The sequence below is a fragment of the Symbiobacterium terraclitae genome (assembly GCF_017874315.1).
Lineage (GTDB): Bacteria > Bacillota > Sulfobacillia > Symbiobacteriales > Symbiobacteriaceae > Symbiobacterium > Symbiobacterium terraclitae.
In genome coordinates this window covers 46,388-62,164 of record NZ_JAGGLG010000014.1, presented here as the reverse complement: position 1 = coordinate 62,164, position 15,777 = coordinate 46,388, and the positions used below count along the sequence as shown (strand labels likewise).

10 protein-coding genes are annotated in these 15,777 nt (G+C 67.3%); 2 read left to right on the top strand and 8 right to left on the bottom strand.

Annotation, left to right across the window (positions count from 1 at the left end; genetic code table 11):
* Positions 1–7 precede the first annotated feature (7 nt).
* A complete protein-coding gene (locus J2Z79_RS09700) occupies positions 8–1,606 on the top strand; it encodes a copper resistance CopC/CopD family protein (protein ID WP_209466674.1) in 1,599 nt (532 codons plus the stop codon).
* Between the two features lie 132 nt (positions 1,607–1,738).
* Here the strand turns inward: J2Z79_RS09700 and J2Z79_RS09695 are convergent, their stop codons facing one another.
* The 8 genes from J2Z79_RS09695 to J2Z79_RS09660 form a co-directional block, all read right to left on the bottom strand.
* Positions 1,739–2,635 carry a beta-1,2-mannobiose phosphorylase gene (locus J2Z79_RS09695; protein ID WP_209466673.1) on the bottom strand — a complete coding sequence of 299 codons (897 nt, stop codon included), beginning with the start codon at positions 2,633–2,635 and terminating at the stop codon, positions 1,739–1,741.
* Positions 2,636–2,725: 90 nt separating this feature from the next.
* Entirely contained in the window at positions 2,726–3,652 is a 927-nt protein-coding gene (locus J2Z79_RS09690) for a beta-1,2-mannobiose phosphorylase (RefSeq protein WP_209466672.1), read from the bottom strand.
* 49 nt (positions 3,653–3,701) lie between these two features.
* A complete protein-coding gene (locus J2Z79_RS09685) occupies positions 3,702–4,868 on the bottom strand; it encodes a Gfo/Idh/MocA family protein (RefSeq protein ID WP_209466671.1) in 1,167 nt (388 codons plus the stop codon).
* A 9-nt stretch (positions 4,869–4,877) separates the two neighbouring features.
* The gene (locus J2Z79_RS09680) at positions 4,878–7,466 is read right to left on the bottom strand and encodes a sugar-binding protein (protein WP_209466670.1); all 2,589 of its coding nucleotides are present in this window, start codon (positions 7,464–7,466) and stop codon (positions 4,878–4,880) included.
* A 19-nt stretch (positions 7,467–7,485) separates the two neighbouring features.
* Complete coding sequence (locus J2Z79_RS09675; RefSeq protein WP_209466669.1) at positions 7,486–8,334, bottom strand: carbohydrate ABC transporter permease; 849 nt, start codon at positions 8,332–8,334, stop codon at positions 7,486–7,488.
* 19 nt (positions 8,335–8,353) lie between these two features.
* Positions 8,354–9,346: a carbohydrate ABC transporter permease gene (locus J2Z79_RS09670; RefSeq protein ID WP_342589460.1), complete on the bottom strand. Its 993-nt coding sequence runs from the start codon at positions 9,344–9,346 to the stop codon at positions 8,354–8,356.
* 75 nt (positions 9,347–9,421) lie between these two features.
* Positions 9,422–10,747 carry an ABC transporter substrate-binding protein gene (locus tag J2Z79_RS09665; RefSeq protein ID WP_209466668.1) on the bottom strand — a complete coding sequence of 442 codons (1,326 nt, stop codon included), beginning with the start codon at positions 10,745–10,747 and terminating at the stop codon, positions 9,422–9,424.
* 62 nt (positions 10,748–10,809) lie between these two features.
* Positions 10,810–11,832 (bottom strand): LacI family DNA-binding transcriptional regulator, encoded by a 1,023-nt coding sequence (locus J2Z79_RS09660; protein ID WP_209466667.1) that lies wholly within the window; start codon positions 11,830–11,832, stop codon positions 10,810–10,812.
* Between the two features lie 322 nt (positions 11,833–12,154).
* Here J2Z79_RS09660 and J2Z79_RS09655 point away from each other — a divergent pair, with 322 nt between their 5' ends.
* Positions 12,155–15,772, top strand: coding sequence for a Druantia anti-phage system protein DruA (locus tag J2Z79_RS09655; RefSeq protein WP_209466666.1), 3,618 nt, complete (start codon positions 12,155–12,157; stop codon positions 15,770–15,772).
* Positions 15,773–15,777 lie beyond the last annotated feature (5 nt).

The window sequence follows — 15,777 nt, the reverse complement described above, 5'->3', positions numbered from 1 at the left end:
GCCCGCCGTGAAGCGCCTGGTGCTGATCCTGGCCGCGGTGGCCGCCCTCATCGTGACGCCGGGCCGGGCCGGGGCGCACGCCGAGCTGGTGGGCAGCGGCCCCCCCAACGGGGCGGTGCTGCGCGAGCCCCCCACGGCGGTGGAGGTCCGGTTCAGCGAGCCGGTCACCGCGGCGTTCACGGCCATCCAGGTGCGCGACAGCGCCGGCGTCCGCGTGGACGCCGGCGACGGGCGCGTGGATCCGCAGGACCCGACGAGGCTCGTGGCGGGACTGAGACCGCTCGGCGAGGGGCTGTATACGATCAGCTACCGCGTGACCTCGCTGGACGGCCACGTGGTCCAGGGGACGCTGGCCTTCTCCGTGGGCACGGCGCCGCCCCCGGCGGAGGCAGCCGGCGGCGCAGGCGCACCGGGCGTCTCGCTTCCGGCCGGCCTGCTCCACGGCCTGACGCAGTGGCTCTCGCTCCTCCTGGCCGGCCTGCCGGCATTCCTCCTGCTGGTCTGGACGCCGGTGGCCGGCGTGCGGCGACTGCCCGGGTCGCTGCGGCTGGTGGGCGACGTGCTGAGCAGCCTCCTGATCCTCTCGGGCCTCGGCGAACTGGGCCTGTACGCCGTGCAGGCCTCCGGCGAGCCGCTCTCGGCCGGACTGCTGCTCAACGCAGCCACCGGCACCCGCACGGGGCAGCTCTGGCTGGTGCGCTCGGCCCTGGGCCTGCTCGCCGGGAGCATCCTGACCTACGCCGGGCGGCTCGGCGGCCCCCTGACCCGGGCGCTCGCCCTGCTGCCCGGCGCCGGCCTGCTGCTCACCCTCAGCCTGCAGAGCCACGCCATGGCCACGCGGCAGTGGCTTCCCGTGGCGGCCGATTTCGTCCATCTGCTCGCCGCGGCGGCCTGGGCGGGCGGTCTCGCCGGGTTCGCCCTGACGCTGCCGTCGCTCGGCCCAGCGGAGCGGCGGGCGCTCCTCGACCCGGTCATCCGCCGGTTCACGCCGGTCGCCGCCGCCGCCGTCCTGCTGCTGGCGGGCACCGGAGCCTACGGCGCCCTGCTGCACGTGCCGGGCCCCGAGGCCGTCACGACCACCACCTACGGCAGAACGCTGGCCACCAAGCTGGCCCTGCTGGTGCCGGTCCTCGCCCTGGGGGCGCTCAACATGGTGCGCCGGGGACACGGCCGGTTCGGCCGGGCGGTCTGGGCGGAGCTGGCGCTGCTGGTCGCCATCGTGGCGGCCACCGGCTTCCTCACCAGCATGCCGCCGGCCAGGGCCGAGATCCGTGCCCGGTCCGGCCCCTTCTCCTCGCTGGTGCACCTGCAGCCCCTGGCGCTGCGGCTGAAGATCACACCTGCCCGCATTGGGATGAACACGCCCACGGTCGAGGTCGCCGAGCACGACGGCACGCCCATCTCCGGGGCGAGCGTGGGCCTGCGGGTCCGGGAGCGGGATCACGACATCGGCCTGCACTCCGTCGAGGCCAGGGAGACGGAGCCGGGCGTCTACGTGGCCGACCCCATCATCTTCGGGATGCCCGGCGACTGGGAGGTCGAGGTCGTGGTCCTCACCCGGGCCGGGCAGGAGGTCCGGTACACGTTCGTGGTGAGCGTGCCCTAGGTGCGTTTCAGCCGCGCCCCCTGGCCCGGGCGATGACCAACCGTTCGCAGATGTCCTCTGCTGGATAAGGGCACCTGCCTGCAGCCGCAGGCCGGTGCCCTCGCGCGATGCACAGGGGGATGGCAGGAAGCGTCAGAACCGCAGGTCCGAGTACCGCACGGCCGCCACGCCGATCACGGTGTCGGCGCCGCCGTAGTACACGTAGAGGTCGTCGCCCCGCAGGGCGTGGCCGTTGGAGAAGATCACGTTGGGTACGAAGCCCACCCGCTCCCACTCCAGCTCCGGCTCGATGATCGGCTCGGCCTGGCGGGCCAGCACCACCGAGGGGTCGGCGGCGTCCAGCAGGGCGATGCCCAGCCGGTAGGAGTTGTCGGCCTTCCGGGCGGCGTGGTAGATCAGCACCCACCCCTGCCGGGTCCTGATGGGCGGGCCGGCGATGCCCACCCGGGCGTCCTGCCAGGTGCCCGGGATGGGTGAGAGGACCTTCCGGTGGTCGGTCCAGGTGACGAGGTCGTCGGAGAAGGCGATCCAGATGTCCGGGTACCGGCGGTGGAGCAGGCAGTAGCGCCCGCCCACCTTCTCGGGGAAGAGCGAGGCGTTCTTGTTGGGCTCATCCAGCACCACGCCGTGCCGCTCCCAGGTGATCAGGTTCTTTGACGTGGCGCGGCAGATGCGGTAGTCGCCCTCGAACCGGTCGGAGAAGCCGGTGTAGGTCAGGTGGTAGGTGTCGCCGATCTTCACCAGCCGGCCGTCCTCCGGCCCCCGCAGCTCCTGGATGTGCTCGCCCGGGGCCATCACCGGCCGGTCGAGGCGGCTGAAGTGGACGCCGTCGGAGGAGACGGCGTAGCCGATGCTGTTCATGTAGCGGCCGTAGCGGGCGTGGCAGCCGATGTCCGTGGCCCGGTAGAGCAGGTGGAAGAGCCCGTTGTCGTAGATGGCGGCCGTGTTGAAGACCGCCGCCCGCTCCCATTCGTGGGCGGGGTTGGGCTCCAGGATCGGCCGGTCAGAGAGTCGCTCCAGCTTGATCATGCGTCGTCGGCCTCCTGATGGGGATGGGCAGGTGCGAGAGACGGGGCGGTGCGGGGACGTGCTGCCGTGGCCGCCGGCATGCCGGCGCCCCTACTTCGATTGCGTGAGGTGCCAGAGCAGCGCGGACCGGTCCACGGCCGCCACGCCCATGCAGCAGTCGCCGGCGCCGTAGTAGACGTAGTACGCGCCGTCCTTCTCCACGGAGCCGCACGAGAAGACCACGTTGGGCACCAGCCCGTACCGCTCCCAGTCGGTCTCGGGCTCGAGGATCGGGTGCGGGTAGCGGGCCAGGACCCGGGTGGGATCCTCCAGGTCCAGCAGGGCCACGCCCAGCCGGTAGACGTGGTCGGCGTCCACCGCGTGGTAGAAGAGCACCCACCCGGCCTCGGTCCGGTGGGGCGGGCCGGCGGCCCCGATCTTCTTCGCCTCCCAGCCGCCGGGCAGCGCCTCCATCAGCACCTGGTGGTCGGTCCAGTGCCGCAGGTCCTCGGAGAAGGCGATCCAGATGTGGGGCTCGCGCCGGTGCAGGAGCACGTAGCGCCCGCCCACCTTCTCCGGGAAGAGGGCCACGTCCTTGTTCGGCTCGTCCAGCAGGATCTCCCGCCCCTGCCAGTCGATGAGGTTCTGCGACCAGGCGATCGCCGGGCGGTAGTCATACCAGTCCCGGCCGCCGAAGGCCGTGTAGAGCATGTAGTAGGTGTCGCCGATGCGCGTGATGCGCGGGTCCTCCACCCCCCAGGCCTCCTGCTCGGTGGCGGGCGTGAAGACGGGCCGGTCGAACCGGGAGAAGTTGACGCCGTCGCGCGACACCGCCAGGCCGATGGAGGAGACGAACTTCTCCTCCGGCCGCGGTTCGGGGCGGTCCAGGCGGAAGCGGTTGTCGGCCGCCCGGTAGAACAGGTAGAACAGCCCGTTCTCGTAGAGCGCGCCCGCGTTGAACACGGCCTCCCGCTCCCAGGCGTGCGCCCGGATCGGTGTGAGGATGGGCTGCTGCGACAGGCGCTTGAGCTTCAGCACAATCGGGGCCCCCTTCTTGCTGTTGAGTACGGGATGCGGCGCGGCGGGATCAGGGGCCGGTCGGTGCGCAGACCGCCCCGCCGGCGGCGGCCACGGCCAGGCCGAGGGAGGCCGCCGCGTCCGCCAGGGTCACCTCGGGCCGGTAGGACGGGTCCCGCACGCCCCGGGCGAAGTCGGCGACGCCGGCCTGGATCGTCCGGGCGTAGACCGCCATCTTGCCCTCGGGGCACTCGACGGTGAGCCTCACCCGGTGGCTGACCTCCCGGTCCGCCCACCGGCCGCGGGTCCGCCGCTCCTGGCCCGGGTAGCCCTGGACCAGGTCCAGGGCGGCCCGGATGGGCGCCGTCCGCCCGGCCCCCATCTCCAGGATGCCGCCGGAGACCAGGGCGGTGAGCGCCGAGAGGCCGGCCTCGTCCAGGATCGCCTCGGCTTCCAGCGCCACCGGCATCCAGCCGAGGACGTCAATGTAGCCCACGTCGTGCGCCAGCCGGAACGTGGTCCGTTCGATGCGGCCGGGCTTGTCGAAGGCGTGGTAGAAGGTGGCGGGGACGTCGCCGAAGCGGGCCACCGCCACCACCCGGTCGACGGGGCCCTCGGGGGCCCGCCGCCAGGCCTGGCTGTACTGGATCTCGCCCCGGGCGCCGGCCAGGTGTGCGGCGATGTCGAAGAAGTGGACGCCGTGCTCCACCCAGATGCCGCCGCTCACCGCCGGGTCCCAGAACCAGTGGCCCGGAGGCAGGTTCTCGTCGGCGGCGTCGTTCTCCAGGCTCATGTGGCGCAGGGACCCCAGCAGCCCGCTTGCTGCGATGCGCCGGGCCAGCCGGTAGATGGGGTTGAAGCGGAGCACGTAGTTGATGCCGACCTTGCGCCCCGCCTGGGCCGCGAGGCGTGCGATGGCGTCGGCCTCGTCCGGGGACGTGGCCAGCGGCTTCTCCACGAAGACGTGGCGCCCGTTCCGCAGGGCCTCCAGCGCCTGGGGGCCGTGGGCGGACGGCGGCGTGGCCAGGTAGACCACCTCCACCTCCGGGTGCGTCACCAGTTCCGCGTAGGTGGAGCAGACCGCCGCGCCCGCGGCGCCGCCGATCCGGACGGCGCGCTCCCCGTCGACGTCGTGGACGGCCACCACCCGGACCTCAGGGGTGCGGGCGAGGGCGTCCAGGGCGAACCGGCCGAAGCCGCCGAGGCCGGAGATGCCGAGACGCACTGGTTCGAACAACGTATCCGGTCACTCCTTCCACTCCGTGAACCCGGCGTTCCAGTGGCGGATCAGCTCCAGCTGCCGCCCGTCGGGGCCGGCCAGCACCTTCCGCTGCCGGCTGGGCACGAGCCACAGCGCATCCACCACGGAGCGCCTCGCCGGATCGGCGCCGCTGCCCGTGATGCGCACCCGGTAGACGCCGGGCTCCAGGCGCAGCGGCAGCCCCGTCAGGCGGTCGAGCCAGAGGTAGTCGCGGTCGGGGCTCACGGCCTCGTGCAGCACCAGCGGAGCGTGCTCCCCCACCTCCACCGTCACGGCCACATCGGCCGGGCCCTGGGAGGCCGGGGCCACCACGTCCTGCCGCGCGGGCGGCTCTGCGACGAAGGCCAGCGGGGCGTGGTTCTCCGCCGCGTCCGGGTCGAGGCCGGTCCAGCACATGAAGCCGCCGCCGGTGGCGCCGCGGCCCACGTCGATGCCCGCCACCCAGACAGCTCCCGTGGCCGCCTGTACGGCCCGGTCTGGCAGTGCGTCCAGCCGACCCAGGGCGGCCAGCGGCAGGGCGGCCTCGTAGACGTAGCCGCCGTCCAGCTGCCGGAACGCCAGGCGGGCGCCGGGGAGGAAGCCGCCGCCCCGCCAGTCCCACACCTGGGGGCCCTGCGGGGTCTGGGCGAAGGTGAGCTTCACGTCCACCCGGCTGCCGCCGCCGGCGGTGTCCAGGTAGACCCAGAGGGCATCCCCCTGCCAGACGCCGGGGCCGACGCTCTGCTGCCAGTGCTCGGGGTCGCGCACCTCCGCGCCGATGTAGAGGTTCTCGTCGTCCCACATGAGGCGGAAGCGGAACGAGTCGGCCTCCGCGCCGGGCCAGGTGGAGCGGCCCCGCAGCAGCTGCTCCTGCCGCTCCACGGCGTGCGCCGGGGCCCCCGCCCACTCGGCGTCATCCAGGATGCCGTCGATGTGCACCGGGCCCGGGGCCCGGACGGCGTGCACAGTGTTGGCGCCGGCGTCCTTGGGGGCGGCCTGGCGCTCGTGGGCCAGGTAGAGGTGGTACTCCCCGGCCTCCGCCACGGGGAGCTCCAGCTCCACCGCGTCGCCGGGGGCCAGGGCGTAGTAGCGGCCGCCCGAGAAGGTGGCCTCGCCGGTCCAGTCGCGCCGACCGTACTCGGGGGAACCGGAGACCGGCTGGCCGCTCTCCACCTCCACCACCGCGGCGTAGGAGCGGCCGACCTCCCGGTACTCCAGGTACCGGGCCGCCTCGGGCTCCCGGACGATGCGCTGGAGCGAGAGCAGCGCCTCGACGGTGGACTCAGCCCCGGCGTTCCGGTTCACCATGAACGGGTTGGCGCCGTTGATCCCGTCGTACCCGCGCCCCGTCCCGGGGTCGTACATGGCCACGCCGGCGATGTTGTTGCCGAAGAACCAGGAGCCGGCCAGCCCCGCGTAGCGGGCGTACTCCGCCCGGCCGGTGGCCCGGTAGAGCTCGTCGAACCCGTGGACCAGCATTGAGGCGCCGTAGGCGATCTGCCCCTGCCGCCGGAAGCTCACCGCCGCCTCGTTGACCAGGTCCGTCACCAGCAGGTAGGTGAAGAAGGAGTCAGCGGCCTGGCGGGCGGCGGCGATGAAGTCGCCCCGCCCCAGCAGCCGTCCGGCCCGGGCCAGGGCCATCACCTGGTGGCTGCCCCAGGCGTGCCAGAGGGCGGTGGAAGCGGCGTTGGAGGGCTGGGCCCCGAAGGGGTACTCGGCGAAGGAGCCCAGCTGGTAGGCGGCCACCGCCTCGCCCAGCTGCTCCATCAGCGCCCGGGTCTGGTCGTTGGGCTCCGCCTCGTACCAGGCGGCCAGGCCGTAGAGCGCCAGCGCCGTGAGGTCGGAGCCGCCGCCCAGGAGCCAGGCCGGCACCCGGGCGCCGTGCAGCTCATCCCACCGGCCGTAGCCGGTGAGGCTCGCCTTCAGGGCCTCCTCGCCCCGGAGGTAGGCCTCCCGCAGCTGGGCGGCGTATTCGGGGTCCAGCTCCCGGAAGAGGGCGTAGCCCTCAGCCAGGGCCCACTGCCCGCGGGCGGCCCACCAGGACCAGGCCTTGTAGGAGGTCTGGCCCGTCCGGTTGATGGTCCCCCGGTTGTCGGTGACGAAGTTGTAGTACTCGCCGTCCTCGGCCTGCATGTACAGGACGAAGTTGAGCAGACGGCGGGCCTGCGCCAGGGCGGCGGGGTCTTCGGTGTCGCGGTAGTAGTTGAGGTAGACGATGACCGCGCGGGCCACGTCGTCCACGCAGGCGATGCCCTCGTCGCTGGCGTCCACCCAGCCGTAGCTGGGGGCCTCGGCGTAGATGTGGACCAGGGAGAGCTCCCGCCCCTCCACCTCCATGGGCTCGACCAGGCTGTTCAGGTGGGTCAGGTTGATCAGGCCGCTGCGCATCGGTCGCTCCACCGCCTCGGGGCCCCACGGGGGATCGATGTCGACTCGCTCCGGGACGGGGCCGGGGGCCGGGCCGGGGCTGGAGGTGCAGCCGGCGAGGATGAAGATGAGCAGGACGAGGCCTGCGGCCAGTACCCGGCGCAGCGGCGGACTCCCGTGCAGCGGCAGTCCCGTGCGCCGGAGCGCCCACCGCAGCGTTCTCCGCATCGGGCACACCTCCCCCCGGCTACCCCTTGGTGGCGCCGACGTTCAGGCCCTCGATGAAGTACTTCTGGGCGGAGAAGAAGAGGCCCAGGATGGGCGCCGCCATCAGCACCGACATGGCCATCATGTAGTTCCAGAGCGGCGCCTCTTTCGAGAGCGACTGCTCGAAGAACTTGAGGCCGAGGATCATGGGGAACTTCTCCATGGTGTTCAGGTAGATCAGCGGCGCCTGGAAGTTGTTCCAGTTGCCCTGGAAGGAGAGCACGCCGATGGCCATGAGGGCCGGGCGGATCAGCGGCAGCATGATGTGCCAGTAGATCTGGAACACGTTGGCCCCGTCGATGAGCGCCGCCTCCTCCATCTCCCGCGGGATGGTGAGGAAGAACTGCCGCATCATGAAGATGTAGGCGGGGCCCCAGGCGAACCAGGCGCCGATGGTCAGCGGGTCAAAGGTGTCCACCTGGCCGAGGCGCGACCAGAGCAGGAAGCTGGGGATCATGGTGACCACGCCCGGCAGCATCATGGTGGAGAGCAGGATGAAGAAGAGCGTGTCGCGCCCCCGGAACTGGAAGCGGGCGAAGCCGAAGGCCACCAGCGAGGTGGTCAGCAGCTCGGCCGTCATGGCCAGCACCGTGATGAAGATCGTGTTGAAGAGGAAGCGCCCGAACGGGAGCATCTTCCAGGCGTCGATGTAGTTGCGCCACACCGGGGGCCTGGGAATCCACTCGGGGGGGTAGGTGAAGAGCGCGTCCGGCCCCTTCAGCGAGGTGGAGATCATCCAGAAGAGGGGCACCACCACCACCGCCGCCCCCAGGGTGAGCAGGAAGTAGGTGACGAAGGACTTCAGCAGGTCGAAAAGCCTGGGCCGCATCCGGATCCCTCCCCTCGCGTCAGCTCCGGCGCATCTCGCCCTCGTAGTAGACGTAGGCGGCCGACCACTTCCAGACCAGGGCGGTGAGCAAGAGGATCAGCACCATCAGGAACCAGCCCACGGCCGAGGCGTAGCCCATCTTGAACTGGGTGAAACCCTGCTGGTAGACGTAGACGTTCAGGAAGGTGCCGGCGCCGCCGGGGGTCGTGATGAAGAGCGGTGCCGTGAAGTTCTGCATGGCGCCGATCACGCCCATGATCAGCACGTAGAAGAGGGCGGGCGAGATCATCGGCACGGTGATGCGGGAGAAGACGGTCCAGGGGCCGGCCCCGTCCACCCGGGCCGCCTCCTTCAGCTCCTTGGGCACGTTCTTCAGCGCCGCAAGCAGGATGACGGTGTTGGCGCCGAAGACGCCCCAGAACGACATGATGATGAAGGAGGGCAGCACCAGCCGCTCGTCGGAGAACCAGGAGAGCGGCTCCGTGCCGAGGAGCCGGTAGATGGGCGTGAGCAGGGTGTTGATCAGCCCCTGCCGGGCGAACATCCAGCGCCAGAGCAGGGCGGTGGCCGCCGCGGGCAGGACCGCGGGCACGTAGTAGAGCGTCCGCCAGAAGCCCACGCCCTTCACGTCCTGCGCCAGCAGCGTGGCGGTGCCCAGGGCCCCGATCATCCCCAGGGGCACGCTGATCACCGAGTAGAGGACGGTGAGACGCACCGAGGGCCAGAACCGGATGTCCCTGGTGAACATGCGCTCGAAGTTCGCCAGGCCGACCCATTTGGGCGGCGTGAGCACGTCGTACTCGGTGAAGGCGAGGTAGAGCGAGTAGACGAAGGGGTAGACCTGCCAGATGAGGAAGCCGAGCACCCAGGGCAGGATGAGGGCGTAGCCGATGGCGGTGGCCCGGCGCGCCTTCAGCGCCCGGAGGAAGGCGTAGACCACCAGCATCAGGACGAGCATGGCCGCACCGGTCACGAGCCAGTGCACCAGGGTGTAGACGTACGGATTGGACACCGACACTCCCCCCGTCATGTCTGGCAAACGGGCCGGCCGCCTGGGGACCAGGGGGCCGGCCCGTGCGTGCGCTCGCTACGGCAGGACCTCCTCGAGGGCGGCCCGGGCCTTCCCGGCCAGCTCAGCGGCGCTGCCCTTCTTGTTGTACAGCGGATCCTGCAGCTGCTCCCAGAAGATGGTGTCCCACTCGGGGTGGTTCGGGATGATGCGGAAGGCCCGCATATCCGGGGCGGCCCGCATGATGGTGTCGGCGCCCTTCGCCTTCCGGGGCTCGTTCTTCACGATCTGCTCCGCCGTGGCCATGGACTTGCGCGGCGGCACGATCTTCCAGTTGTGGATGCCCTCGGTCAGGGCCACCAGGGCGTCGTAGGCCTGGTCGGGGTACTTGGTCTTGGCGTTGATGGCGGTGGAGGCGGCCCAGGCGAAGGTGGTCTGGTTGACCGGGCCCTTCGGCACCTTCACGTGGCCGACCCGCAGGCCCTCGACCCGGTCGAGGTCGTCGGCGGCGCCGCCGAAGAACATGGCGATCTTGCCGGCCTTGAACATCTCGCCGAAGCCCTGCTCGTTGAGGGTGGCCATCGCCGGGGCGACCTCTTCGTTGTAGATGATCGAGCTGTAGAACTCGAGCGCCTTGATGGCCTCCGGCGAGTCGATGGGCGAGCTCTTCAGGTCGGGCGAGATCACCTCGCCGCCGGCCTGCCAGATGAACATGTGCACCGGCGGCCAGCCGTTGAAGGTGGTGCCGTAGATGCCCCGCTCCTTGTCGGTGAGCTTGACGGCGAGCTCCCGGAACTCCTCCCAGGTCCAGTCGTCGGTCGGGTACGGCAGGCCCTTCTCGTCGAACAGCGCCTCGTTGTAGTAGACGATCACGGGCTGGGCGATCCAGGGCAGGCCGTAGGTGCGGCCCTGGTACTGGGCGTGCTCAAGGACCATCGGGAAGTAGTCGTCGAGGTTGGCGGCCGGGCGGCTGTCCTTGGCCAGGCGGTCGGTGATGTCCATCAGCGCGCCCTTGGCGGCGTAGGGCACCACGTACTCCTGGGCGAGCCAGAGCAGGTCGGGCGCGGTGCCGCCGGCGAACATGGTCTGGATCTTGGTGTAGTAGTCGGCCGGGGCGGGCTCGTGGACGATCTGGTAGTCGGTGGCCTCGCCGTTGATCTTGTCGATGACGGCCTGGAGTTCCTTCGCCTCCTCGGCGCCGGCCCAGGTGGCGAGCCGGATCGTCACCTTCTCAGCAGGTGCGGGCTGCTGGTTGGTGGGCTGCTGGGCTGCGGGTTGCTGGTCTGTGGGCTGCTGCGTCCCGCCCTGCTGGGCAGGCGGCTGGGTCTTCCCGCCGCCGCAGGCGGAGAGGAGCAGCGAGAGCGAGAGCACCATGGCGGCCAGAAGTCGCGGAGTCCGTCTCATCCCAATACCCCCTTGACATGATTGGACAGGCATGGCTGGTCGCTGAGAACGCCGGGGGCGGATCAGCCCTCCTGGCGGGTTCCCTGAAGCACGGTCTGCAGTGCGGTGGACGCCCGCTCCATCAGGGCGACGTGCATGGTGATGGTGACGGGCAGGAGGTCGGCCACCTCCAGCCGCTCCAGCACCCGCCGGGCGGCCAGGCGGCCCATCTCGAGCTTGTCTACCCGCACGGTGGTCAGCGGCGGGTCCACCCGGCCGGCCTGGGCGATGTCGTCGAAGCCAGCGAGGCCCACATCGTCGGGGATGGAGAGCCCCTTGGCCTTGAGGATGCCGAGCAGGTGCAGGGCGGTCATGTCGTTGGCGGCGACAATGGCAAACGGCGGCCGGAAGGCGCGGCAGAGCTCCTCCACCACCGCGGGGGCGTCCGACCAGGCGAAGCCGAGCTCGTACTGGCGCACGTCGACCCCCGCCACGCCGCTCTCGGCCACGGCCCGCTCGAAGCCCAGCTTGCGCGCGGCGAAGGACGGGTCGGCGAAGGACTCGCTGACGAAGGCGAGGCGGCGGTAGCCCTGCCGGAGGACATGGGCGGTGACCTCCTCGCTGCCGCCCAGGTTGTCGGAGATGACGGAGTCGACGCCCCGCACGTGCCGGTCGATGACGATGACGGGCAGCGACTGCCGCTGGGCCTCCCGGGCCAGCTCCTCGGAGGCGTCGGCGCCGATGAGGACCAGGGCGTCCGCCCGGTCCTGCTGCACCCGGATGACGGCCTCCGCGCCGTCGGCCGGGTTGTAGGGCAGCAGGGCGAGGTCGTGGCCGGCCTCCTGGAAGACCTGGTGCAGGCCGGTGAGCACCTGGCCGTAGAAGGCGCCGCCCATGGGATCGGGCTCGTAGGTCTCGAGCCGCCGGGGCATGGCGACGAGGATCCGCCGGGGCACGGCCGGCCCGCCCTCGAGTGCCCGGACGGCCTCGTGGACCCGCCGGGCGAGGTCCGGCGCGACGGACGGGTTGTTGTTGAGGACGCGGGACACGGTGGCGGGGGATACCCCGGCCACCCGGGCGACGTCACGGATGGACCAGCGCTTCACGGACCGCGCCCCCTTTGGGAAACGGATTGTTTCACGAGTGTTTCTCTAGGGAGACAATAACATGGATATGGGAAACAGTGCAAGGGTCAATCTGGGTAGACTATAGGGGGATTGGCGCGAAGGAAGAACAGCGTTGGGGCAGTCCCCTAGGTCAAGACTGCCCCCCAGTTTACTGTCTGAACTCCGTCTGATTCTCTCACAAGGAATAGTCGGTTATCTTGGGGAATCTACAGGTATGGACTGGTTCGGGCTGGTCATCCACCGTCCCATCTGCCAGCGCCATACTTCCCTCTACACTGATTGGTCTACAGGGGTGGGTTACGTGATCTCGTTCTATCCTTACCGCCCAAAACTTAACGGCACATTCCTTGAGCGGTTTCACGCCAAGACCTTTCAGCTGTGCCAATCCGCGGCTCCCTCTGTTGAAATCCGCAGAATTGCCTTGGAGGAGTACGAGTGGGCAACACATGAGGTGATGATCAATCCACAGCAGCGGCGCATTTACAGGGCGAGTTGGCTGCTGTTGCGCGACCTTCTCGTCGCTGGATGGTCATGTCGATGGTTTGATGGAGAAATTCAGATCAGCCCACCATCAGACACCGGGGATAGAGTGCCTGAAGAGCAAAAGTCCGAGAGAAAACAGTCTGTTCGCATGGCTATGTACGAAGCCCGGTTGAGCAAAATCGCGGAAGCTCGCGAGTTTATCGAGCGGATGGAAAACCCGCCCAAGGGTAAGCTTCCGATTACCGCTCTGATTGCGAATGGAAAAGAACTGGCTGCTGAGATGGAGTCCATCGCTAGCCTTCCCGAAGCGGAAAGGATCGCTGCGTTGCGTAAGGCTGTGCGGCCATACCTCCAGCTGGTTCAGGAGAACGCGGTCTGCCAGTTCTCCGGTCACCGACTTGGAGACATCTGGCGCTATTTCAGGCTGACCTGGGCCTCGCCTCCCGAGAATACTCCGGGCCGGACCATGCTCTACTTGGTCCGGGACGCTGCTAGAGTCAATCACCCTGTCATTGGCATTGCATCGCTGGAGAATGCTCCAATAAAGATCGAGAGTCGTGACACGTACATCGGTTGGACCCTAAAGAGCTTTCTGCAACAGCTAGACTCAGCGCAGTCCATCACTGAAGTCGAACGGCATTTCGCGCGACTTCTGAACTACGTTCACGACGCGCTAGCAGACCTCAAGCTAGAAGGTCTGTGCACACCTCAGGAGTGCGAGAATCCTTCTGAGCAGCTAATCAGCCGGCTCCTCAGGATAGCCGAAGAAGCAAAGAAGGATCGGGACCTGGCCCTGCGAGAGTGGAGTAGTAACACTGACGGAGAAGCAGAGAGAAGCGAACTTGGCAGCATCAGTTTGGCAGCAGAAGAGGCCCTGTATCGCCGTAAACGCGCTGAGCAACTCGCTAACCTCCTTAGCGCCAAACGAACGCTTCAGGCAGTCATGGCGGACCCAGAATTTGGTCGAAAATGGCCCGAACTGGTCCAGAAGGACGCGGTAAGGATGGCCATCCGTTCCGCTCTACAAGCCCAAAAGAGTCGACATGTAGGAACAAGCATTCTAGAGCTCAACGTCTGTGGTGCTATTCCCCCGTACAACCATCTCCTTGGTGGTAAGCTGGTTGCATTACTGGCGTTATCCCCCCAGGTGGTAGCTGACTACAGGGAGCGATACGGCAATCGACCGAGTGACATTGCCTCAAGACTTAAGGGGCAGAAGGTCATCAGACCAGCGGAACTCGTCTATGTGGGAACTACGTCGCTGTACCGTGTCGGCTCAAGCCAGTACAACCGACTAAAACTGCCCGCTGGTCTCTTGCGGCCAGACGCACCGCCAGTGAGATGGGACAGAATCGGCGAGACGAGCGGATACGGCACCTTGCACATTAGCCGGTTGACGCTCCAATGTCTGGAAGACATTACCTCTTCGGAGGGAGTTACCCAGGTCAACCATGTCTTTGGTGAAGGCCCAAGTCCGAAGCTGAGGATCATCAGGCAAGCCCTGGATGCTGCATTTGAGTCTGGGCAGCGATATGTAACTGACGAGATTCCGAAACATTCCATGGGTCGAATCGTTTACGGCGCGTGGCTAGCCACAAATGGTCGAGAATACTTGCTCGGGATGGACGATAAGCCCAAGTACTACTTCGACAATAACACGGACGGTATCGAGGGAACCGAGGCCATTGCGGAGTATTGGCGACAGCGCTGGCTCGCGAGTCGCATCTTATATCAACCCGCTTTGGACCAAGTGAGGGAGTTCAGCCCCGGAGACAGCCTGGTGCTGGCCCCGGATAATGGCGGTGACACGCGTGAACCGGCGTATCAACCCATTCGGTTCGAGGCGGAGGGGATGATTGGTGTGACGGCTGGGCACGATGAGTCTCTTAGGGAGTATGTTCGCAACCTATATAGGGGATCCAGTTCATTTGCAGATCGCATCGACCTGGGGTTGCTCCAGTCGATCCACATTGAAACGGATCTCGACCGGGCGATTATCGCCGAACTTGAGGCAGGGCGCGATGTACTGCTTACAGGAAATCCGGGGGACGGTAAGTCGCACCTGCAGCGGATATTGGCTCCTGCCATGAGTCAGCTCCCCATGCGTCCAGTTGTTGAGCTCGATGCCAGTACTCTATTGGACCACGAGTTGAAGGAACGCTGGGAGCAAGCGCGGCTAGAGGGGCGTCCGTTCTGCCTGGCTATCAACCAAGCTGTCTTGTTCAGCCTTGCTGAACGCTACCCCGAGTTCACACCGCTTCAGGAGGCCCGTGATCAGATCACGCAAGCCGTCGCTTATGGCGGTGCCCCCTCGTTTTCAGATCGTTCAGTCACCGTCTTTGACCTAAACCTACGAAATGTCCTTTCCCGGAACATAGTTGAGGCCGTCATAAACAAGATGGCTGCGCCCGACTTCATCTCGGCTTGCAACTCTTGTCCAAGCGAGGGCTGCGACTTTGTCCGCAATCGTTCTCTGCTTCGCAGCCCACGTTTCCGCGAGCGGCTTCAAGCTATTCTGGACCGAGTCAGCAGCAGGGGATATCACGCTACACTCCGGGAGCTTCAGAGTTTCGTTTCCTACCTGCTATTCGCGGGAAGAAGTTGCGCCGACCTCATGACGGATTCGGGAAACAGGGAGCTATCGCTTCCACAGCTTCCTTTTACAGGGATTGGAGGACTGTTTGACGCAATCCGGGCGACATTTGACCCTGCCGAGATTACACATCCGATATGGGATGAAAAGCTCGCGTTTGGCGACACCCAGACTACCGACTGGGACACCGGCTGGACGCAGGAAGTTGGCCCAATCAACCCCTACGACGTTGAGCAGTTCGTAGCGAGAAAGAGGGCATTTTACTTCTTCCATGCTCACGGAGATGTTCTGCTTGATGTTGCAGGTAACGATGAGACGGCGTTTGTGCAGTTCCTGTCAGCGACATCAGATCGCGATGCAATCAGAACTCTGTTCCGACGGATCAACCGCTTCTTCGGATCTGACGGCGGAGCAGACGAGCTCATCGTGTGGCAAAGTCATCGGTACAACCACTCGCCACGCAAGGTTTTCTACTCAAGCAAAGTACGCTATCGGCGTGAGTTTGAGCTAGTGCGCCCGCAGCTAATCCCGTCGATGGCCAACGCCTTCGAACTGGCTCGAGACCACGTTCTACTGCGGTTGCGGGCGAACCCACAGGCACAGTTGAGGGTGGACTTCGAGATGTTCCACCTTCTCGCCCAAGTCGAACGGGGGGTCCCCGTTTTGTACCTGGAAAGCGACGCAAGCCGCAGGTTGTGGCAGTTCATGGAACTCCTGTCAGAAGCTATCGACCCCACAGACGACGTCACCGTGGTGCTTCTTGACCCGGTTGGCGGTGATCAGGTGCGGGTTACCGTTGATCCTCAAGCTCGTACGTATCTGTCTGTTGAGGTTAAGGAGTGAGACGC

Excerpts from the sequence above, each read along its gene's own strand:
- J2Z79_RS09695 (WP_209466673.1), bottom strand. The coding sequence starts at position 2,635 with ATGATCAAGCTGGAGCGACTCTCTGACCGGCCGATCCTGGAGCCCAAC.
- J2Z79_RS09680 (WP_209466670.1), bottom strand. The coding sequence starts at position 7,466 with ATGCGGAGAACGCTGCGGTGGGCGCTCCGGCGCACGGGACTGCCGCTG.
- J2Z79_RS09675 (WP_209466669.1), bottom strand. The coding sequence starts at position 8,334 with ATGCGGCCCAGGCTTTTCGACCTGCTGAAGTCCTTCGTCACCTACTTC.
- J2Z79_RS09665 (WP_209466668.1), bottom strand. The coding sequence starts at position 10,747 with ATGAGACGGACTCCGCGACTTCTGGCCGCCATGGTGCTCTCGCTCTCG.